At 62.6% G+C, this 21,697-nt stretch carries 20 protein-coding genes; 14 read left to right on the top strand and 6 right to left on the bottom strand.

The features are described 5' to 3' along the window. Positions 1–57 precede the first annotated feature (57 nt). Together CVS48_RS06065 and CVS48_RS29340 are read left to right on the top strand one after the other, a co-directional pair. Positions 58–1,257 carry a M20 aminoacylase family protein gene (locus CVS48_RS06065; protein ID WP_100853690.1) on the top strand — a complete coding sequence of 400 codons (1,200 nt, stop codon included), beginning with the start codon at positions 58–60 and terminating at the stop codon, positions 1,255–1,257. Between the two features lie 211 nt (positions 1,258–1,468). Continuing rightward, positions 1,469–1,627: a hypothetical protein gene (locus CVS48_RS29340; protein ID WP_167400928.1), complete on the top strand. Its 159-nt coding sequence runs from the start codon at positions 1,469–1,471 to the stop codon at positions 1,625–1,627. 250 nt (positions 1,628–1,877) lie between these two features. On the opposite strand, the gene CVS48_RS06060 is transcribed toward CVS48_RS29340, so the two are convergent. The 5 genes from CVS48_RS06060 to rpmH form a co-directional block, all read right to left on the bottom strand. Then, positions 1,878–3,323 (bottom strand): catalase, encoded by a 1,446-nt coding sequence (locus CVS48_RS06060; RefSeq protein WP_100853689.1) that lies wholly within the window; start codon positions 3,321–3,323, stop codon positions 1,878–1,880. 241 nt (positions 3,324–3,564) lie between these two features. Further along, positions 3,565–5,244: a membrane protein insertase YidC gene (yidC, locus tag CVS48_RS06055; protein WP_100853688.1), complete on the bottom strand. Its 1,680-nt coding sequence runs from the start codon at positions 5,242–5,244 to the stop codon at positions 3,565–3,567. A 48-nt stretch (positions 5,245–5,292) separates the two neighbouring features. Then, positions 5,293–5,565, bottom strand: a complete 273-nt coding sequence (yidD, locus tag CVS48_RS06050) for a membrane protein insertion efficiency factor YidD (protein WP_100857530.1) — start codon at positions 5,563–5,565, stop codon at positions 5,293–5,295. Then, a complete protein-coding gene (locus CVS48_RS06045) occupies positions 5,565–5,936 on the bottom strand; it encodes a ribonuclease P protein component (RefSeq protein WP_100853687.1) in 372 nt (123 codons plus the stop codon). The genes yidD and CVS48_RS06045 overlap by 1 nt, the downstream gene beginning before the upstream one ends. Before the next feature lie 115 nt (positions 5,937–6,051). Further along, a complete protein-coding gene (gene rpmH / locus CVS48_RS06040; protein ID WP_003816025.1) occupies positions 6,052–6,186 on the bottom strand; it encodes a 50S ribosomal protein L34 in 135 nt (44 codons plus the stop codon). A gap of 405 nt (positions 6,187–6,591) precedes the next feature. Here rpmH and dnaA point away from each other — a divergent pair, with 405 nt between their 5' ends. The 6 genes from dnaA (at position 6,592) to CVS48_RS06010 (ending at position 15,144) form a co-directional block, all read left to right on the top strand. Then, positions 6,592–8,049 carry a chromosomal replication initiator protein DnaA gene (dnaA, locus tag CVS48_RS06035; protein WP_100853686.1) on the top strand — a complete coding sequence of 486 codons (1,458 nt, stop codon included), beginning with the start codon at positions 6,592–6,594 and terminating at the stop codon, positions 8,047–8,049. 2 nt (positions 8,050–8,051) lie between these two features. After that, on the top strand, positions 8,052–9,161 hold the full coding sequence (gene dnaN, locus CVS48_RS06030; RefSeq protein ID WP_167400952.1) for a DNA polymerase III subunit beta: 1,110 nt from the start codon (positions 8,052–8,054) through the stop codon (positions 9,159–9,161). 101 nt (positions 9,162–9,262) lie between these two features. Next, entirely contained in the window at positions 9,263–11,710 is a 2,448-nt protein-coding gene (gene gyrB, locus CVS48_RS06025) for a DNA topoisomerase (ATP-hydrolyzing) subunit B (protein WP_100853684.1), read from the top strand. A 107-nt stretch (positions 11,711–11,817) separates the two neighbouring features. Continuing rightward, complete coding sequence (locus tag CVS48_RS06020) at positions 11,818–13,731, top strand: WG repeat-containing protein (protein WP_100853683.1); 1,914 nt, start codon at positions 11,818–11,820, stop codon at positions 13,729–13,731. A gap of 25 nt (positions 13,732–13,756) precedes the next feature. Further along, on the top strand, positions 13,757–13,951 hold the full coding sequence (locus CVS48_RS29450) for a hypothetical protein (RefSeq protein ID WP_197723163.1): 195 nt from the start codon (positions 13,757–13,759) through the stop codon (positions 13,949–13,951). Between the two features lie 167 nt (positions 13,952–14,118). Further along, a complete protein-coding gene (locus tag CVS48_RS06010; protein WP_100853682.1) occupies positions 14,119–15,144 on the top strand; it encodes a virulence RhuM family protein in 1,026 nt (341 codons plus the stop codon). Positions 15,145–15,263: 119 nt separating this feature from the next. Here the strand turns inward: CVS48_RS06010 and CVS48_RS06000 are convergent, their stop codons facing one another. Next, complete coding sequence (locus tag CVS48_RS06000) at positions 15,264–16,196, bottom strand: LysR substrate-binding domain-containing protein (protein WP_100853681.1); 933 nt, start codon at positions 16,194–16,196, stop codon at positions 15,264–15,266. A 171-nt stretch (positions 16,197–16,367) separates the two neighbouring features. Here CVS48_RS06000 and CVS48_RS05995 point away from each other — a divergent pair, with 171 nt between their 5' ends. The 6 genes from CVS48_RS05995 (at position 16,368) to CVS48_RS05970 (ending at position 21,687) form a co-directional block, all read left to right on the top strand. Further along, a complete protein-coding gene (locus CVS48_RS05995) occupies positions 16,368–17,279 on the top strand; it encodes an amino acid ABC transporter substrate-binding protein (protein ID WP_100857529.1) in 912 nt (303 codons plus the stop codon). An 88-nt stretch (positions 17,280–17,367) separates the two neighbouring features. Then, positions 17,368–18,150: an amino acid ABC transporter permease gene (locus CVS48_RS05990; protein ID WP_100853680.1), complete on the top strand. Its 783-nt coding sequence runs from the start codon at positions 17,368–17,370 to the stop codon at positions 18,148–18,150. 9 nt (positions 18,151–18,159) lie between these two features. Beyond that, entirely contained in the window at positions 18,160–18,849 is a 690-nt protein-coding gene (locus tag CVS48_RS05985) for an amino acid ABC transporter permease (protein ID WP_100853679.1), read from the top strand. Between the two features lie 33 nt (positions 18,850–18,882). Then, positions 18,883–19,617, top strand: coding sequence for an amino acid ABC transporter ATP-binding protein (locus CVS48_RS05980; protein ID WP_050447375.1), 735 nt, complete (start codon positions 18,883–18,885; stop codon positions 19,615–19,617). A 5-nt stretch (positions 19,618–19,622) separates the two neighbouring features. Continuing rightward, on the top strand, positions 19,623–20,681 hold the full coding sequence (locus CVS48_RS05975; protein ID WP_100853678.1) for a threonine aldolase family protein: 1,059 nt from the start codon (positions 19,623–19,625) through the stop codon (positions 20,679–20,681). Between the two features lie 100 nt (positions 20,682–20,781). Further along, on the top strand, positions 20,782–21,687 hold the full coding sequence (locus CVS48_RS05970) for an EamA family transporter (RefSeq protein WP_100853677.1): 906 nt from the start codon (positions 20,782–20,784) through the stop codon (positions 21,685–21,687). Positions 21,688–21,697 lie beyond the last annotated feature (10 nt).

Here is a 21,697-nt window from a genome sequence, read left to right as displayed (position 1 = left end):
ACCCATCAAGCAACCGCCGATCGCCTCAATGAATTCACCTAATTTAATTCTGACGCCATGAAAACCATTGCCGAAATCGAACGCGCGCACCCGGAACTGACCGCCTTGCGTCGCGACATCCACGCGCACCCGGAACTGGCCTTCCAGGAAACGCGCACGTCGAACCTGGTGGCGCAACGCTTGCGCGAATGGGGCCTGGAAGTGCATACGGGCTTGGGGAAAACCGGCGTGGTGGGGGTGTTGCGCGCGGGTAGCGGCAAGAAGATGATCGGCCTGCGTGCCGACATGGATGCGCTGCCCATGCCCGAGCACAACCGCTTTGCGCACAAGTCCACCATCAGCGGCCGCATGCACGGCTGTGGCCATGACGGCCATACCGCCATGCTGCTGGGCGCGGCGCAGTACTTGTCCACGCATCGCAACTTTGATGGCACGGTGGTATTCATTTTCCAGCCGGCCGAAGAAGGCGGCAACGCCGGCGCGCGCGCCATGATGCAGGATGGCCTGTTTGACAAATTCCCGTGCGATGCGGTGTTCGGCATCCACAACATGCCCGGCATGCCGGTCAACCAGTTCGGCTTTCGCGCCGGCCCGACGATGGCCTCCAGCAACCGCTGGGACATCGTCATCAAGGGCGTGGGCGGCCACGCGGCGCAGCCTCATGCCTCGGTCGACCCCATCATCGTGGCCGCCGACATGGTGCACGCCTTGCAGACCGTGATTTCGCGCAGCAAGAATCCGCTGGACCAGGCGGTGCTGTCGATCACGCAGATCCATGCGGGTGATGCCTACAACGTGATTCCCGGCGAAGCCGTGCTGCGAGGCACGGTGCGCACGTATTCGGTGGAAACGCTGGACAAGATCGAAGCCGACATGCGCCGCATAGCCACCACCTTGCCGCAGGTGTATGGCGGCACGGGCGAACTCGATTTCGTGCGGGCTTATCCGCCGCTGGTGAACTGGGAAAAGGAAACGGCCTTTGCGGCGAAGGTGGCCGAAGAGGCCTTCGGCGCCGAAAACGTGCTGCGCGATATGCCGCCCTTCATGGGCGCCGAAGATTTTTCCTTCTTCCTGGAAGCCATCCCGGGCGCGTATCTGTTCCTGGGCAATGGTGACGGCGACCACCGCATGGAAAGCTATCACGGTATGGGCCCGTGTCAGTTGCATAACCCGAACTACGATTTCAACGATGCGCTGCTGCCGGTGGGCGCCACGTATTGGGTGAAGCTTGCCGAGGCCTTCTTGCCGGCCGCCTGAATGCCCGGCAACTACCGATAGGCTATTTGCTTATCAGCGTTGTTGATGAAGCCGCGGGGCATACTCCCGCGGCTTTTTCTATATGACGTGGAGATTTGATCAAACGCCGATAACTTCGTTTGAGATAGCAGGCGTGGTTCCCATAATGGGTCGTTCCACAGCAAGCGGACACCCCACGGATAAACATTTATCCACAAGGAACACCATGCGCATGTCATCCGAACTCCAGGACCGCCTGGTCCAAACTGCTACCGCCACCGGCCTGGCGCTGGTGCTGGCCCTGTTGGCGCTGGTCTCGCCCACCCCTGCTTTGGCCGAAGCTGTGGATACCTTGTCCGCGTGCGTTACCGCGTCGACGAACCTTCCTTAAGCGTTGTCCTTACCGCTGGCCAAAGTGCTGCATTCCATGGCCAACCCTGTGGATAACGTTGAAAAGGGGGCGCGGCTCCGAGCTGTGGATAAGGTGAAGTTCGATGCCTAGGGACGAAATCACCTTCGAAAGCACGTATGGAGCCGTGCCGAGCACGTACAAAAATACCGTTGCGGCTAGCCCACAACCATGAAAAAAAGGGTGGTTCCTGTTCGGAACCGCCCTTTTCTTATTCAGACTCCTAACTCGGTCAGAGCTTCAGCCCCAGCGCCTTGGCCACGCCGGCCGCGTAAGCGGGATCGGCCTTCTTGAAGTGTTCCAACTGGCGGCGCTGGATCTCCTCTGGCACGCCCGCCATATGGCGGCCGATATTGCCGAACAGCAGTTCCTGCTTTTCCGGCGTCATCAAGCGGAACAAGTTGCCGGGCTGTGAATAATAGTCATCGTCCACGCGATGGTTCCAGCGCGCGGCGGCCTGGCCGTCCAGTGCCAACGGCGGTTCGCCGGCGGACGGGGTTTCCTTCCACTCGCCCGCGCTATTGGGTTCGTAGTTCAGCGTGCCGCCCACGTTGCCGTCGACACGGCTCGCGCCGTCGCGGTGATAGCTGTGGAACGGGCAGCGCGGCGCGTTCACGGGAATCTGGTGATGATTGATTCCCAAGCGGTACCGGTGCGTGTCGCCGTACGAGAACAAGCGCCCTTGCAGCATCTTGTCCGGCGAAAAATCGATGCCGGGGACAATGTTCGCCGGGGTGAAGGCGGCTTGCTCGACTTCGGCAAAGTAGTTTTCCGGGTTCTTGTTCAGCTCCAGCACGCCCACTTCAATCAGCGGGTAGTCGCCATGCGGCCAGACCTTGGTCAGGTCGAACGGGTTGATGTGATAGGTCTCGGCTTCGGCCTCGGGCATGATCTGCACCTTCAGCGTCCACTTCGGGAAGTTCTTCTGTTCGATGTTCTCGAACAGATCGCGCTGCGAGCTTTCGCGGTCGTGCGCGACCACCTGGGCGGCTTCTTCGTCGCTCATACAGACGACGCCCTGCTGTGACTTGAAGTGGAACTTCACGTAGAAGCGTTCGCCGTCCTTGTTGACGAAGCTGAACGTGTGCGAACCGAAACCGTGCTGCTGGCGCAGGTTGGCGGGAATGCCGCGGTCGCTCATCAGAATGGTGACCTGGTGCAGCGATTCGGGGCTGAGCGACCAGAAGTCCCAGGCGGCGGTGGCGCTGCGCAGGTTGGTCTTGGGGTCGCGCTTTTGCGTATGGATGAAGTCGGGGAATTTCAGCGGGTCGCGAATGAAGAACACCGGGGTGTTGTTGCCGACCAAGTCCCAGTTGCCTTCATCGGTGTAGAACTTGATGGCGAAGCCGCGCACGTCGCGTTCGGCATCGGCCGCGCCGCGTTCGCCAGCCACGGTGGAAAAGCGCAGGAACAGCGGGGTTTGCTTGCCAACTTGCGAAAAGATGCTGGCGCGGGTGTAGCGCGAGATGTCGTGAGTGACGGTGAAGGTGCCGTAGGCGCCGGACCCCTTGGCGTGGACGACCCGTTCCGGAATGCGTTCGCGGTCGAAGTGCGCCAGCTTTTCAATCAGCCAGAAGTCTTGCAGCAGCGCCGGGCCACGGGGGCCGGCGGTCAACGTGTTGTTGTTGTCCGGCACCGGCGCGCCCGAGGCGGTGGTCAAAGGCTTCTTGTCGGTCATAGCACACTCCGTACGTAATTCTGGAAGGCGCGCGGCCGTTGGGGCCCCACGCGGTGTTGTGAATAGTCCCCGTGCGTTACCGCCGGGGAATATGTCCGACACATCATAGGGGTCAAGGTTGCGTTTGTGAAGTTGATTGATATTTGTAAATCGATTGTCAAAAGCTATCGATCATTTTTTCCGCGCACGCATAAAAAAACCGGCCATGAAGGCCGGTTCTTAGGGCTTGCAAGGGTAAGGCTTAACGGTTTGCCGCCGCTTCCGCCTTGCGCTGCATGGCGCGGGTGATGGACCACTGCTGTGCGATGGACAGCGTATTGTTCACGCACCAGTACAGCACCAGGCCGGCCGGGAAGAAGAACATCATCCCGCCGAACACCAGTGGCATGATCATCATGACCTTGGCCTGGATGGGATCCGGCGGCGTCGGGTTCAGTTTGATCTGCAGGAACATGGTGGCCATCATGATGGCGGGCAGAATGAAGAACGGGTCGCGGATCGACAGGTCATGGACCCACAGAATCCACGGCGCGCCGCGCATTTCCACGCTGGCCAGCAGCACCCAGTACAGCGAGATGAACACCGGAATCTGCACCACCATCGGCAAGCAGCCGCCCAGCGGGTTGATCTTTTCGGTGCGGTACATCTCCATCATGGCGGCGTTCAGCTTTTGCTTATCGTCGCCGTACTTTTCCTTCAACGCCTGCAGACGCGGGGCCACTTGCTTCATGCGGGCCATCGAGCGGTAGCTCGCGGCGGCCAGCGGGTAGAAGATGGCCTTGATCAGCACGGTCAGCGCAACAATGGTCCAGCCCCAGTTGCCCAGCAGCGAATGCAGCCAGGTCATCAGGGTGAACAGAGGCTTGGCGATGATGGTCAGGAAACCGTAGTCCACCACCAGTTCCAGGCCGGGGGCGAGCGCCGCCATGGCCTTCTGGTCTTGCGGACCGACCCACAGGTGCGAGTCGACGCGCGAAGCGGAACCCGGGGCGATTTCGCCCACGGCTTCGATGCTGCGGGCGGCGTACAGGTTCTTCTGCACTTCCAGCAGTTCGTTCGTGCGCGGCTTGCCTTGCTGCGGCACCCAGGCGGTGGCGAAGTAATGCTGCACCACGGCGATCCAGCCGTTGTCCGCCTGCTTAACGTAGGTGGCCTTCTTCTTTTCGATGTCGCTGAACGTGCTCTTCTGGAACTTTTCCTGTTCAGAGTAGACGGCGAAACCGGTGAACGTGTGATAGAAGCTGGACGTGTCGGCGGGGTCGTTGCCGTCGCGCTCAAGCTGCAGGTACAGCGCGGGCGATACGGGGGCGGAGCCGACGTTGGCCAGGTCGTGGCGCACGTCAATGTCGTAGCGGCCCTTGTGCAGGGTGAACGTCTTGGTGACCTTCACGCCGCCCGATTCGCCTTCAAAGGACACGACCAGGTTGTCGCCAGTGAGTTGGCGTTCGGTGGACGTGACGCGGAAAGGCGTCTGGTGCGTGGGGAAGCTTTGGCCGTTGGGCGCGCCGACCACGCCGGACTGCACAACGTAGGTCAGGCCGGCCGAACGGTCCAGCAGCACGGTGGGTTGGTCGGCATGGCCGGTTGCCGGGTACTTCAGCAGCTCGGCGCGCACCAGTTGGGCACCCATGGTGTCGAAGGTCAGGCGCAGCACGTCGGTGGTAACAACGACTTCTTCCGAGCGGGCGGCAGCGGGCGCGGTGGCGCCAGGAACCGCCGACGGCGCGGTAGCCGTGGTGGTGGGCGCGCTGGGCACCGAAGGCGTGGCGTTATTGGCGCCGGCCTGCGGTTCAGCCGTGCTGGCCGCGGGCGTCGGGCCCCCGAACAGGGACGGCTTGCCGTTATGGATTTGCCAGTTGTTCCATAGGAGCAACAGCGAAAAGGAAAAAATCATCCAGAGGACGGTTCGTCGGATATCCATGGTGCCTACTGAAGTGAATACGGGCCAGCAAAGCCCGCCAGTTTAGCGTCAATCGTGCTCGATGCGGTGGCTGTGGGAACAGCACGAGGGGCCATTGGTTCCCTTGGACGGCGGAACCGGATCCCAGCCGCCCGGCGACCACGGGTGGCAACGGCCAATTCGCCGGACCGCCAACCAGAAGCCGCGCCAGGCGCCGTGACGTTCGATTGCTTCAATCGCGTACGCCGAGCATGTGGGGGTAAAGCGGCACTGCCTGCCGATCCAGGGACTCAGGAAAAACCTGTAGAAGCGGATCGGAAGAATAAGCAGTGCTTTGAAAATCATCGCGCAATCCGATCAAAGTGAGCGTCCACTTCGGCTCTGACCAAGCGTTTAAGCGAGGTAAGCGTGGTGGGAGCGACTTTGCTATGCAAGCGCACGACGTAATCCTTGGCCGGCAGCGCCAGGCGCCGGTGGCGGAACGCTTCGCGGATGACCCGCTTGATGGCGTTGCGCGTACTGGCGTGGGCGGCGAACCGCTTGGCGATGATGAGACCCAGCCGGGCACAGGCATCCTGGCCGGGGGGCAGATCATTGGGAGCGGACGTCACAATGAATAACGCCCCTCGAGCAAGACGCCGGCCTTTGAGGGCAGCGGCGAACTCGGAGGGGCGATGCAACCGCGCCTCCGGGGGAAGCGTGGAGCGCGGCATGGACTGCGGGTCAGGCGTTTGCGCGGAACCAGAACGAGATTGCGAGAGGTCTTGCAATATGGCTGGTCCGTGCAAATAGTCAGGCTTCCGGAAAGAAAAACCGGAAAACCCGGACTTAGACAGCCAGACGCTTGCGGCCCTTGGCGCGGCGGGCGTTCAGGATGGCGCGGCCAGCGCGGGTTTTCATGCGCACGCGAAAGCCATGGGTGCGCTTGCGGCGGGTGACGGAAGGTTGGTAGGTACGTTTCATGGACGATCCACAAAAAGAACAAAAGTCAGAAGGGACCTGCCCGGAGGGTTCCAGGACGCAAAATCAGAAGCGGGTATCTAGTGGGCATTTTTGCAACAGGTGCAAAAAACATCTCGTAGACGGGGCTCTGGACAAGGGATTTCTCCCCAGGCGACCTATTCAGCAAAGCTAAAAACCGGACAGTGCAGTAAGCGCCCAAACCTATGAAAGGAGGGTACTTGCTACAACTCCGGCTAAGCTCTCTGTGAAACCTTCTGACAGACAGAATTCGGAAAAGCCCACCATTTCAGCAAGTTTTCCCTGTCTTGTCAAACAGTTAAGCCTGGGCAGTGTAGACGCTTATGTCCTGCCCTGTGGATAACCCCAGCCCAGGCAAGGTAGAATCGAGGTTTGAATAAGAGCGACATGAAAGAATTCTGGCAGACCTGCGTCAGTCGTCTTGAGCAGGAACTCCCCCCCCAACAAATCAGCGCGTGGATACGACCGCTGGTCCCGCTTGCGTACGACGAAACGCAGGCGGTGCTGCGCGTTGCCGCGCCCAACCGCTTCAAGCTGGATTGGGTGCGTAAGAACTTTTCCCACCAGATCGAAGCGTTGGCCGCGGAGTGGTTCAAGCGACCGGTACAGGTCTTGTTCGAGTTGCCCTCGCACGGAGCCGCCCCGCGTATGCCGGTCGCGCCCGTGCGTGCGCCGCAGCCCGATCAATCGCACCTGTCCGCTGCACAGCCCTCAGGCGGCGCGCCGCCCATGCAGGCCCCGGCTCCGGCCGCCCCACCCCAGCCCGCCACGACGGTCGCGGCGCAGGCGGTGAACGCGGATGCCGCCAACATCGTGTACGAGCGTTCGCGCCTGAACACGGACCTTACCTTCGAGAATTTCGTGACGGGTAAGGCCAACCAGTTGGCGCGCGCCGCGGCATTGCAAGTGGCCGAGAACCCTGGCACGTCCTACAACCCGCTGTTCCTGTATGGCGGCGTGGGCCTGGGCAAAACGCACTTGATCCACGCCATCGGCAACGCCATGGTCGCGGCCGGTACGGGCGTGCGGGTGCGCTACGTGCATGCCGACCAATACGTGTCCGACGTCGTGAAGGCGTACCAGCGCAAGGCGTTCGATGACTTCAAGCGCTACTACCATTCGCTGGACTTGCTGCTGATCGATGACATCCAGTTCTTCTCGGGCAAGAACCGCACGCAGGAAGAGTTCTTCTATGCGTTCGAAGCGATGGTGGCCCAGCGCAAGCAGATCATCATCACCAGCGATACGTATCCGAAGGAACTGTCCGGCATCGACAGCCGCCTGATTTCGCGCTTTGACTCCGGCCTGACGGTGGCTATCGAGCCGCCGGAGCTGGAAATGCGCGTGGCGATTTTGCTGCGCAAGGCGGAATCCGAAGGCGTGCCCATGCCTGAGGAAGTGGCCTTCTTCATTGCCAAGCATCTGCGCAGCAACGTGCGCGAACTGGAAGGCGCGCTGCGCAAGGTCCTGGCCTACGCCCGCTTCCATGGTCGCGACGTGCTGACGGTGGACGTCTGCAAGGAAGCCCTGAAGGACTTGCTGTCCGTGTCCAACGGCCAGATCACGGTGGAAAACATCCAGAAGACGGTGGCGGATTTCTACAAGATCAAGGTCGCGGACATGTACTCGAAACGCCGGCCCGCCAATATCGCCTTGCCGCGTCAGGTCGCGATGTACCTGGCTAAAGAGCTGACGCAGAAAAGCCTGCCGGAAATCGGTGATCTGTTCGGGGGGCGCGATCACACCACCGTACTGCATGCCGTACGCAAGATTTCCGACGCCCGCGCAAAACAAGCGGAGCTCAACCATACCCTGCACGTGTTGGAACAAACTCTAAAAGGATGAACATGCAACTCGTACAAACCACACGCGATGCATTGCTGAAACCGCTGTCGACTGTGGCGGGCATCGTCGAAAGACGCCATACCCTGCCCATTCTTGCGAACATCCTGATGCGCAAGGAAGGCAACAAGGTTGCCTTCATTGCGACCGACCTGGAAGTACAGATCACCACTCATGCCGATTTCGGCGTGGGCCAGGACAACGAGTCCACCACGGTTGCCGCGCGCAAGCTGCTCGACATCCTGAAAGCGCTGCCGGACACCGGCGACGTGCGCCTGGCGCTGGCCAGCAACAAGCTGTCGGTGCAGTCGGCCAAGAGCCGCTTCGCGTTGCAGACGCTGGCCGCCAGCGAGTTCCCCACCGTTGCTCAGCCCGAGCAGTGGGACGTCTCGCTGACCATGCCGCAACGCACGCTGCGCCACCTGTTCAACATGGTGCACTTCGCCATGGCGCAACAAGACATCCGTTACTACCTGAACGGCATGCTGCTGGTGTTTGAACCGGGTCGTGTGCGCGCCGTCGCCACCGATGGTCACCGCCTGGCGCACTGCTCGACCGAAGCCGACGGCATCGCCGAACGCCACGAAGTGATCGTGCCGCGCAAGACCGTGCTGGAAATGCAGCGCCTGCTGGAAGACTCCGACGAGGTGGTCTCCATTGATGTGGCGCCGGGCCAGATCCGTTTCCGCTTCGGCGATGTCGAACTGGTGTCCAAGCTGGTCGAAGGCAAGTTCCCCGATTTCACGCGTGTGATTCCCACGAACTACACGCGCCACTTCATGGTAGGCCGCGAAGCGCTTCAAGGCAGCTTGCAGCGTGCCGCCATTTTGACGACCGACAAGTTCAAGGGCGTGCGCCTGCAATTGGCGCACAACCAGATGAAGATCTCGTCTTCCAACGCCGAGCAGGAAGAGGCGCAGGAAGAAATCGACATCGACTACGGCCATGAGGCCCTGGACGTGGGCTTTAACGTGGGCTATTTGCTTGATGTGCTGGCCAACGTGAAAGTCGACAACATCCAGTGGTCGGTCATGCCCGATGCCAACGCATCGGCGCTCATCACCCTGCCCGAAGACGACCAGTTCAAATACGTCGTCATGCCCATGCGGATCTGATCCGCGCCCCACACGTTTGTGGGTTTGTGCCGCTTGCGGGCCTGAGGGCTCGCGGGCGGTCCGGCCGCCAGGCCGTTCTTTAAAGCGTTATCGAACCAGACATGTCAGATCAGCAGAACACCACTCCCGAGAACAGCGGCTACGGCGCAGACTCGATCAAGATGCTCAAGGGGCTGGAGGCCGTGCGCAAGCGCCCCGGCATGTACATCGGCGACACATCCGACGGCACCGGCTTGCACCACATGGTGTTCGAGGTCGTGGATAACGCCATCGACGAAGCCCTGGCCGGCCATTGCGACGACATCGTCGTCACCATCCACACCGACAACTCCATCTCGGTCACCGACAACGGCCGCGGTATCCCCACGGATATCCACAAGGACGACGAATTCCACCGCAGCGCGGCGGAAATCGTGATGACCGAACTGCACGCCGGCGGCAAGTTCGACCAGAACTCATACAAGGTGTCCGGCGGCCTGCACGGCGTGGGCGTGTCTTGCGTGAACGCCCTGTCCGAATGGCTGCGCCTGACCATCCGCCGCAACGGCCAGGTCCACCAGATGGAATTCCGCCAAGGCGCGCGCGTGGCGCCCCTGGCTGTGACCGGCACGACGGACATGCGGGGCACGGAAGTGCGCTTCCTGGCCGACCCGATCATCTTCAACAACATCGAATACCACTACGAGATTCTCTCCAAGCGCTTGCGCGAGCTCTCGTTCCTGAACAACGGCGTGAAGATCCGCCTGGTGGACCAACGCCACGGCAAGGAAGAGAACTTTGCGTTCTCGGGCGGCGTGAAGGGCTTTGTTGAATACATCAACCGCGCCAAGACCGTGCTGCACCCGAACGTGTTTTCGGTCAGCACCGAATCGGCCGCCGGTGGCGTGTCGGTGGGCGTGGAAGTGGCGATGCAGTGGAACGACAGCTACAGCGAAAGCGTGCTGTGCTTCACCAACAACATCCCCCAGCGCGACGGCGGTTCGCACCTGACCGGCCTGCGCGCGGCGATGACCCGCATCATCAACAAGTACATCGCCGACAACGAACTGGCCAAGAAGGCCAAGGTGGAAACGTCCGGCGACGACATGCGCGAAGGCCTGGCCTGCGTGCTGTCGGTGAAGGTGCCCGAGCCCAAGTTCAGCAGCCAGACGAAGGACAAGCTGGTGTCCAGCGAAGTGCGTCCGGCCGTGGAAGAAGCCGTGGCCCGCACGCTGGAAAGCTGGCTGCTTGAGAACCCGAACGACGCCAAGGCGTTGTGCAACAAGATCGTGGAAGCCGCCCGCGCGCGCGAAGCCGCGCGCAAGGCCCGCGAAATGACGCGGCGCAAGAGCGTGCTGGAAGGCGCCGGCCTGCCCGGCAAGCTGGCCGACTGCCAGGAAAAAGATCCGGCGCTGTGCGAGCTGTACATCGTCGAGGGTGACTCCGCAGGCGGCTCGGCCAAGCAAGGCCGCGACCGCAAGTTCCAGGCCATCCTGCCGCTGCGCGGCAAGGTGCTGAACGTAGAGAAGGCGCGTTTCGACCGCCTGATCGCCAGCGAACAGATCGCCACGCTGATCACGGCGCTGGGCACCAGCATCGGCCCCGATTTCAACGTGGAAAAGCTGCGCTACCACCGCCTCATCATCATGACTGACGCGGACGTTGACGGCGCGCACATCCGCACCCTGCTGCTGACGCTCCTGTATCGCCAGATGCCGGAACTCGTGCAGCGCGGCTATGTGTATATCGCTCAACCGCCGCTGTACAAGGTGAAGGTTGGCCGCGAAGAGCGCTATCTGAAGGATGACCAGGAAGAAGCGCAGTTCATGCTGCAACAGGCCCTGAAGGATGCCGAGATCATCTCGGGCGGCAACATCATCCGCGGCGAAGAGCTGACCGACCTGGCCAGCCAGTACGTGGCGGCCGACGGCGTCATTGCACGCCTGGCGAAGGTGTTCGACGTGGGCGCCTTGTCGGCCATGGCCGAAGGCGTGGAAATCAACCTGGAAACGGCAGAGTCGACCGCGGATTCCGCCAAGCGTCTGGCCGAGGCCATGCGCGACCCGATCAGCGGCAACGGCGTGGACGTGGTGCCGCAGTTTGACGAAGCCACCGAACGCCATCGCCTGTCGGTGCAGCGCATGCACCACGGCAACGTGCGCGTCAGCATCATCGACGCCGACTTCGTCAACGGTTCCGATTACGCCATCCTGTCCAAGGCCGCCAAGAGCTTCCTGGGCAAGGTGGGCACGCGCTCGCTGGCCGCGCGGGGCGAAGGCGAAAAGCGCAAGGAACAGACGGTGTCCGACTTCCGCGAAGCCATGCAATGGCTGCGCAGCGAAGCCGAACGCGGCATCTCCAAGCAGCGCTATAAGGGCCTGGGTGAAATGAACCCGGAACAGTTGTGGGAAACCACGATGGACCCGAAGGTGCGCCGCCTGCTGCGCGTGCAGATCGAAGACGCCATCGCGGCGGACGAAGTCTTCACGACGCTGATGGGCGACGACGTGGAACCGCGCCGCGCGTTCATCGAACGCAACGCGCTGTCGGCGGGCAATATCGACGCGTAAGCGTTTCCCCCGCATGACCCTGGCCAGCCTGAAAGGGCTGGCCTTTGTTTTTTCTGGCTGGTCACGTGCCACTGGCGCCGTGGCCGGCGTGTTTCAAGGATGCAGTGATGGGTAATCGCGCGTGGTTGTCGTTGCAGACGGACCGGGATGGCCGCACGGTGTCCTCAGAAGAAATCGCCGCCGCCAACGGCAATTTGCCCACGTTATGGCAGGTGTTGCTGGCCGACGGCAGCTTGCGGGACGCCGATGCGTCGCAGCGCGTGTTTGGGGATGCGGGTACGGTGGCGCTGGCCGCCCCCGCGCAAGCCGCGCATGATCGCCTGCGCCAAGTGGCGGCATTCTTGCGTACGCATGCGGCAAGCGGAGACGCGCCGCATTGCGTGCAGTGGGATGCGGCGGTGGCTTACCTGGCCGAACGGATGGATGCGCGGGGGGCGCGGGACGCGGCGGGCGAGCGGGACGATGCCGCCGGCTTGTGGATAAGCGCCAATCTTGATGAGCTGGCGTGGCTGCATGGGGATGGCGCGCAGGCGTATCTTGCCCACGCGCGCGCGCTGTGCACGGATCGCTGGAACGCTTTGCAGGACAGCATGCGCGAGGACGACATCGCGGCTGCGTTGCGCTTGCTGGACGTGCAAGGCGCTGACGATGAATCCGGTTGGGCGTGGCGGGTCGGGCTGGGCGGCCTGGCGCATCCGTATTTCTTTCCGCAAGAACCCGCCCGGCGGGTGCGCTATGAAGACTTCGACGAGGACGAAGACCAAGACGAAAATGCGGACGACGGCTGCGAAGACCGTGCCGATGACGAAGAAGATGCCGACGTCGACAACGACGCCCCCAACGGCACCCCTACTTCTAAGCGCCGCGACACCCACCTCGGCGACGGCTTGCATCGCTTTGTTGTGGACAACCTGTGTGGCGTGCGCGCAGGACGCGGCGAGAACAGCCGCGTGTTGGTGCCACCACAGTTCGATTCCATCTGGCGTTTCGAAGACGGCGTGGCGGCGGTTCTCAAGGACGACAAGCTTGGGCTGATCGATACCAGCGGCCGCCAGTTGATGCCATGCGAGCTGGACGAAGTGTGGAGTTATTCACAGGGTCTGGCGATGGCGCGGGTGGGCGACCAGTTCGGCTTTGTGGATAGATCGGGGGCGTGGGCGATACCCCCCACATTCGAATCGGCGGGCGATTTTTCGCCCGGGGGTTTGGCGCCCGCATACGAAGCCGGGTGCTGGGGCTTGATCGACCGGCGCGGCGCGTGGGCAAGCGCGCCCGTATGGGACGACATCAATTGGGACGACGCGCTGCATGCCTATGTGACCCAACGCGGTGATGGTTGCGGCCTGATCGATGCGCAAGGTCGGCTCGTGCTGGACGCGTTGTACGCCGCGCTGGGGCCTGTGGAGTCGGAGTCCGATCCCGCCGGCCTATGGATAAGCGGTCAGATGCGGATCCGGGTGCTGACCGAGGACGATCAGCGCGGTGTTGTGGACGCCCAGGGCGGAATCGTCGTGCCCGTGGCCTTTACGGATCTGGCCGACATCATCTGGCTACCCGCTTCCAATCCAGTCGACATCACGCCGCCGCCCGCAGGCCAGACCGGCCGCTATCTGCGCGTGCTGCGCTGCGTGGATCACGGGGAATGGGACGAATGGTTCCAAGGCGCCTACGACCTGGTCGAGCGCCGCGAGGCGCTGCCGTGCACGCAGCACCTGGTGTTCGGCCTGATGTGGAAAGACACCTACGGCTGGCTGTGCGCGGTGGCGCCGGAACAGGCCGGCGACCATAGTCCGGATGGCCTGCACATCGGTATCGCACATGCAGACGGCGCGTGGCTGCACGAACCGGTCTATGCGTGGATCGGCGTACCCGAGTCGCTGCGCACGGGGGATGGCGTGCACGGTTGCCCGACGGCGATTGCGCAATGCTGGAGCCAGGGTCAGGCCGTGCCGGCCATGCATGTTGACGGCGCGATGCGCTACTTGCATGCGGACGGGCGGGTGCAGACCGAACCGCTATAGCGAGGGACGGGCTGCGCGGTTGGTCTTGTACTCTTCGCGCACGGCCAAGGATTTCAAGTTTTATGACAGAATCAAAGAATGCCTTTTCTCCAAGCAGCGCATGCTTGGCTTGCACAAAATAGAAGTGGTCTTGCTGCGTGTCATGGATGATGAAATCGATACGTTTGAGGAAGCCGAGATCATTGATCTGATGGCCGTGCGGGCGGAGCGGAGAAGCTGAAGGCCGAGCTGGAGGCGCTGGAAAAGATGGCGGGATATTTGAAGGAGTTGGGGTATGAGTGAGTACCACGGACATCTGATGCCTGCCCCAACCGTTGCATGTTTCGCCACAGTTCGGATCAGATTTGCAGGGGATGATGAACCAGTGTCAAACGATTGGAGGCTCCGATGAATGCCGAACTTGTCCTCTATACAACGCCGGACGGAGACGCTCAGTTCTTCTTGCGTGCTGAAAACGGCACCGTTTGGCTGACCCAACTTGAGCTGGCCGAGTTATTCCAGACGACAAAGCAGAACATCAGCCTGCACGTGCGCAATGTGCTGGCAGAGGGGGAGCTTCAGGAGGATTCAGTTGTCAAGCAAGACTTGACAACTGCCGCCGACGGCAAGCGCTACCGCACGCAGCAATACAACCTGGACATGATTCTGGCGATCGGCTACCGCGTGAAGTCGCCGCGAGGGACGCAGTTCCGTCAATGGGCCACCACCCATCTAAAGGAGTTCCTGGTCAAGGGCTTCGTCATGGACGACGAACGCCTGAAGGACGCGAGCCGCTGGGATTATTTTGATGAGCAGCTTGCACGCATCCGGGACATCCGAACGTCGGAGAAGCGCTTCTATCAGAAGATCCGGGATCTGTTTGCTCTGTCTGTGGACTACGCCGACGACCCTGCAGCGACGGGTCTGTTTTATGCGGAAGTGCAGAACAAGATGTTCTACGCGGTGACGCGGCACACGGCGGCCGAGCTAGTGGTGCGGCGTGCCGATCCCTCTCAGCCCAACATGGCGCTGCTGTCCTGGAAGCAAGGGCGAGTGCGGAAGGCAGATGTGATCGTGGCGAAGAACTATCTGAATGCTGAAGAGCTGGACGACTTCAACCGCATCGCGAGCATGTTCATGGACTTTGCAGAGCTGCGCGCAAAAAAGCGGCAGAACCTGCGCATGGCGGATTGGCGTACATATGTGGACAGCTTTATCGAGTTCAACGAGAGCCCGCTATTGAAGGGGGCGGGAAAGATGAGCCACAAGGCGATGACGACGATTGTGTATGACCGGTACGAGCAATTCGATGCCGCGCGGCGGAAGGAAGAGGCTTTGGCGGCGGATCGGGAAGATTTGAAGGAGTTGGAGCGGGTGGAGAAAATGTTGAATAGCCGGGAACGTGGTTCAAAAGGGACGACCGATGGTGCCTAGCGGTTGGGAATCACTGCCGCAGTTGAACCTGGCGCAATGGCAGGCGCTGAAGCAGTCTGGCGAAGCGGCCGACTATCTGGAAAGGTCCTTCATCCAGCAGGCGGCAAAGGCCGGCCCCTTCACCGTGGCGGCCGCGCCTTCAGATCCGCCATCTCTTCATTCATCAGCTGATGCGCGTAGCGCGAGAACACGCTGACCAGCCGCGTGCGCGTGTGATACGGCGGATACAGCAAGGCCACCGTCACCGGCACCGCCGGGCTGAACGGGCGGACTTCAACGCCGTTGGCCTCGTACTCTTCGCGCGCGGCCAAGGGGTTGATCAGCGCCACGCCCAGGCCCGCGCCCACCAGCGCGCACACCGATGACCCCAGGCCCGCTTCGGCCACCGTCTGCCGTTCCACCTTGGCGGACTTGAAGACGGCGTCGATCTTTTCGCGCAGCGGCGTGGCGCTGGGAAAGGCGATGAAGGGTTCGCCCGCGAAGTCGGCGGGCTTGAGCTTTTTCAGCTTGGTCAGGCGGTGCCCCTTGGGTAGCACCGCCACGCAGTTCATCGTCATCACGGGTTCGACCTGGATGCCGGGGCTGTCGCCCGACAGCATGGCCAGCCCCGTGTCGCAAAAGCCCGAACTGATCCAGTTGTGCACCGCGCTGGCGTTGCCCGAATGGATGGACACCATCACGTCGGGGTACTCGGTCTTGAAGGCCGCGACGATGCGCGCCAGCATGCCGCCCGCCAGCCGTGGCATGGCCGCCACGCTCAGGCGGCTGGCGCTGAACGAGCGGATGCTGGCCGCCGCCGACTCCAGGCCGGCCAGGCCAATAAAGGTTTTTTCCACCTCTTGAAAGAAGCGCGAGCCGTCCTGTGTGGGGCTCAGGCGGCTGCCATTGCGATCGAACAAGGGAAACTGGGTGATGGCTTCCAATTGCGCAATTAAGCGGCTAACGTGCGGCTGCGAGGTATGCACGCGCCGCGCGGCGGCCGTCATCGAGCCGGTCATCATGACGGCTCGAAAGGCCTCGATGTGTCTTAAGCCCATCCGTGGAATGGCCATATCAAATCCGTATAGAGGAATACCTGATTGGAACTGGATAAAACCATACTGCTAGTTGATACTTTTTGCCAGCCGCGGGGCTCATCGCGGGACGTGGCGGACGCCGGACAAACCGGCGCCGCCGATCGTGACTACAAACACGCGCCGATCGCACGGCGCCAAGGGAATCAGATGAAAGCATTTGCCGCGATCTCCGTTGCTGCCGCCCTGCTGGGCAGCACGGCCACCGCCCACGCCGAAGGCACCAGCCGCCTGGACAAGATCCGCGAAACCGGCGTGATCACGCTCGGCCACCCCGAGACCTCGGTCCCCTTTGCCTATCTCGACGGCAATCAGAAGCCCATCGGCTACTCGGTCGAGATCTGCCAGGAAGTGGTGCAACACATCAAGACCACGCTGAAGCTGCCCAAGCTGGAAGTGCGCTACAACCCGACGACTTCCGCCACGCGCATCCCGCTGCTGGCCAATGGCACCATTGACCTGGAATGCGGCAACACCACCAACAACCTGGCGCGCCACAAGCTGGTGTCGTTCGCGCCCACGACCTTCGTGGCGCAGGTGGTGCTGGTGGCGCGCAAGGACGGCGGTGTGGATCCCAACAATCTGGAATCGTTCCGGGGCAAGACCATCGCCGCGCAAGCCGGCGGCCAGACTTTCCGCCTGATCTCGGAATTGAACGCCAAGGGTAACCTGGGCATCACGATGGCGCCCACCAAGGACACCGCCGAGACCATCCTGATGGTGGAATCGGGCCGTGCCGCCGGGTCGGCCAACGACGACGGCATCGCCTATGGCGCCGTGGCCTCGTCGAAGAATCCGGATGCGTTCGTGATCGGCACCAAGGGCCTGGAAATGGCGCCCTACGGCATCATGGAACCCAAGGACGACCCCGCCTTCAAGAAGGTGGTGGACGACGCCGTGGTGGACCTGATGAAGACCGGCAAGGTCGCGGCGATCTACAACAAGTACTTCAATTCGCCGATTCCCCCGAAGCAGATCAACCTGAAGTATCCGATGAGCGATGCGCTCAAGCGCGCGCTGGCCAACCCGACCGACTCGGGTGACCCGAAGGCATACGAGTAATCAGCAGCTTGTCCGCGGGACGCCCAGGCGTCCCGCGGCGGTTTTGGGGCAAGGCGCCACGCACGGCGCCGCCATCTAGGGCACGGGCATGAATTACAACTGGAGTTGGAGCGTCTTCCTGGAGATGTCGCCGGACGGCGTGCACACCTTCCTGGAAACGCTGCTGATCGGCGTGGGCTGGACGCTGGCGCTGGCGCTGACCGCGTGGGTCTTTTCGCTGTTGCTGGGGTCTTGGCTGGGCGTGATGCGCACGGCGCAGTCGCGCGTGATGAACGTGCTGGGAGCGACCTACGTTGAGCTGTTCCGCAACGTGCCGCTGCTGGTGCAGATGTTCCTGTGGTATTTCGTGCTGCCTGAATTGCTGCCGCATGCCTGGGGCCTGGCGATGAAGCAGATGCCGCAGCCGTGGGGGCAATTCGTGCCTGCCGTGCTGTGCCTGGGGTTTTATGGTTCGGCGCGCGTGGCCGAGCAATTGCGCGCCGGCATCCAGTCTTTGCCGCGTGGCCAGTTCCAGGCGGGGACCGCCCTGGGGCTGACCGAGGTGCAGGTGTACCGCTACATCATCCTGCCCGAGGCGTTTCGCATCGTGCTGCCGCCGCTGACGTCCGAGTTCATGGGCACCATCAAGTATTCCTCGGTGGCGCTGACGATCGGCCTGCTGGAGCTCACCGGCCAGGCACGTTCGATGCAGGAATTCAGCTTCCACATCTTCGAGGCGTTCTCCGCCGCGACGGTGATCTACCTGATCCTCAACGGCATTGTCGTGCTGGGCATGCGCCTGCTTGAACGGCACATCGCGGTGCCCGGATTGATCGGTGCGACCAGCAAAGCCGGTCCGGCCGCGGTCAAGACCGCCGCCCTGAGCCGATAGGGGATCGCGATGGGTAAATTTGATTTCGACGTGATCTCGACCGCGCTGCCCTATCTGTTCCAGACGGGCATGACGTTCACCTTGACGCTGACGGCGTTGGCGGCGGTGATGGGCCTGGCGCTGGGCACGCTGCTGGCGATGATGCGGCTGTCGCGTTTCAAGATTCTGTCGGTGCCGGCGGGCATCTACGTGAACGTGATGCGCTCGATTCCGCTGCTGCTGGTGATCTTCTGGTTCTACTTCCTGATGCCGTACATCGCCGCCTGGGTGGTGGGTTCGGCCACGCCCCTGCGCGTGGGGGCGTTCAATTCGGCGGTCATCACTTTCACCTTGTTCGAGGCCGCGTACTTTTGCGAAATCATGCGGGCGGGGATTCAGTCGATTGCGCGCGGCCAGGTGTCGGCCAGCATGGCAATCGGCCTGACGCCGTGGCAGGGCATGCGCTACGTGGTGCTGCCGCAGGCGTTTCGCAACATGGTTCCCGCGCTGTTGACCCGCGTGATCATCCTGTTCCAGGACACGTCGCTGGTCTATGTGCTGTCGTTGACCGACTTCCTGGGCGCGGCGTCCAAGATCGGCCAGCGCGATGGCCGGCTGGTGGAGCTTTATCTATTCGTGGCGGTGGTGTATTTCGTGATCTGCTTCACGGCGTCCCGCCTGGTCAAACTACTGGAAAAGCGCACCCGTGTGCTGCGATAGGGTTTAGCGATGCAACTATCTTCGACGCCTCCGATGATCGAGATCTCGCAGGTCAGCAAGTGGTACGGCGCCTTTCAGGTGCTGGATGAATGCACGACGACAGTCGGCAAGGGTGAAGTCGTGGTGGTGTGCGGGCCGTCGGGGTCCGGCAAGTCCACGCTCATCAAGACCGTGAACGCGCTGGAGCCCTTTCAGAAGGGCAACATCGTGGTCAACGGTATTTCGGTGGGTGACCCGCGCACCAACCTGCCCAAGCTGCGTTCGGTGGCCGGCATGGTGTTCCAGCACTTTGAACTGTTCCCGCATCTGTCGGTGACCGAAAACCTGTGCCTGGGCCAGACCAAGGTGCTGGGCCGTGGCAAGGAAGAGGCCCGCGCCCGGGCGCTGACGCTGCTTGAGCGCGTGGGCCTGTCGGCGCACAAGGACAAGCACCCCGGTGAACTCTCGGGCGGCCAGCAGCAGCGCGTGGCGATTGCGCGCGCGCTGTCGATGGACCCCGTGGTGATGTTGTTTGACGAGCCCACCTCGGCGCTGGACCCCGAGATGGTCAACGAGGTGCTGGACGTCATGACCGACCTGGCCAGCGAAGGCATGACGATGATGGTGGTGACCCACGAAATGGGGTTTGCCCGCCGCGTTGCCGACCGTGTGATCTTCATGGACGGCGGCAAGATTGTCGAAGACTGCGTCAAGGACGAGTTCTTCGGCAATGTCGAGGAGCGTGCCCCGCGCACGCGCCAGTTTCTTTCCAAGATTTTGCAGCATTGATACCCATGACCCAGCGGACTCCCGCCGACCATCCCGCCCATCCCGTCGACCTGCGCAGCGACACGGTGACCCATCCCACGGCGGCCATGTACGAACGCATGCGCACCGCCCCGATCGGCGACGACGGCCTGGATGGCGACCCTTCCGTGCGCGCACTCGAAGCCCATGTGGCGGCCCTGCTGGGCAAGGAAGCCGGGCTGTTCGTGCCCAGTTGCACGATGGCCAACCTGCTTGCCGTATTGGCGCAAACGCAGCGTAACGAGCAGGTGGTGCTGGAATCGTCCGCCCACATGTACACGTCGGAGCGCGGCGCGGCCACCTTTACGGGGCTGTTCTACCAGGGCGTGTCCGGCACCGATGGCGCGATGGACCTGAACCGGCTTGAAGAGGCGCTGTTGTCCGGTGGGCACCGGCTGAAGACGGCGCTGGTGGCGATGGAAACGTCGCACAACAACGCCGGGGGCGCCGTCCTGCCGCTGGAGCACATGCGCGCGGTGTACGGCATGGCCAACGCCGGCGGCATCCCCGTGCACCTGGACGGGGCGCGCTTGTTCAACGCGGCCGTGGCGCTGGGCGTGCCGGCGGCCGAGATCACGCAGTACGCCGACACGGTGTCGCTATGCCTATCCAAGGGCTTGAGCGCACCCGTGGGCGCGGTGCTGGTGGGCAGCAAGGCCGTGATGGCCCGCTCGCGCACGTTGCGCCGCATGCTGGGCGGCACGCAGCGCCAGTCGGGCATCATGGCGGCGGCCGGCCTGGAAGGCGTGCAGACGATGACCCACCGGCTGGTCGAAGACCACGTGCGCGCGCGCCGCTTGAGCGATGGCATCAACCGTCTGGCGCCGGCCTTGTCGGCCACGGTGCCGCAGACCAATATCGTGCAAGTCGAGACCGCCGACTCCGGCATGACCAACACGCAGTGGGTGGCGGCCTTGCAAGCCGAAGGCCTGCTAACGCGCCCCTGGGGCCGCACGCGCCTGCGTTGCGTCACCCATCGCCACATCGAGGACGAGGACATCGACAGCGCTGTCCAGGCCTTCGCGGCGGTGCTCGAAAAGCGCTGAAAGTCACTGAAAAATCACTGAAAGCCAGCGCTGAAAACTGGCCCTGAAACCCCGTGTTCATCGACGCTGCCGGCAGGTTCCGGCGGTGCGATAATGCCGCATGTCCACGACTCACCTCACCCGAAAAGACTATTTCTGCGCGCTGGCGGTTGTGGTCATATGGGGTCTTAATTTTGTAGTCATGAAGGTCGGCATGCGGGGCCTGTCCCCCATGATGCTGGGCGCGTTGCGATTCGCGCTGGCTGCCTTTCCCCTGATTCTTTTCGTGCGCCGGCCGCAACTGCCGTGGCAGTGGATCGCGGCCTACGGGCTGGTGCAGGGGCTGGGCCAATTCGGCCTGCTGTTCACCGCGCTGAAATTCGGCATGCCGGCCGGCATGGCTTCGTTGGTTATCCAGACCCAGGCATTCTTTACCTTGCTGCTGGCGGCGCCTGTGTTGGGCGAACGCGCTCGGCGGCATCACTGGATCGGCCTGGGCGTGGCCGCGCTGGGGTTGGCGGTGATTGCGGGCGGCCGGGGCGAAGGGCCGGGCCAGATGACCATGCTGGGCTTTGGGCTGACCCTGGGCGCTGCGTTCATGTGGGCAGCGTCCAACATGATCGTGCGGCGTGCCAGCCGCAAGGCGCCCGGCTACGACCCCTTTGCCTTCATTGCCTGGAGCAGCGCCGCGCCGGTGCTGCCGTTCCTGCTGCTGGCCGTGCTGATCGATGGCTGGGAGCCCGTGGTGGGCATGATCACCGGCATCGGCTGGGGCGAGGCGCTGTCGGTGCTGTACCTGGCGGTGCTGGCGACGCTGGTGGCGTACACGCTGTGGACAGGCTTGCTGACGCGCCACCCGGCGGCCAAGATCGCGCCGTTCTCGCTGCTGGTGCCGGTGGTGGGCCTGTGGGCGGCGTCCATGGCGTTTGGCGAACAGTTGCAGCCCTTGCAGTGGCTGGGCGCGGCCGGCGTGTTGGCGGGCCTGATCATCAATCAGGTCGGCGGGCGCTGGCTGCGCAGCCGCTGATTTGCTCGTT

The organism is Achromobacter spanius (assembly GCF_002812705.1).
Lineage (GTDB): Bacteria > Pseudomonadota > Gammaproteobacteria > Burkholderiales > Burkholderiaceae_B > Achromobacter > Achromobacter spanius.
This window is presented reverse-complemented; position numbering and strand designations above follow the sequence as displayed.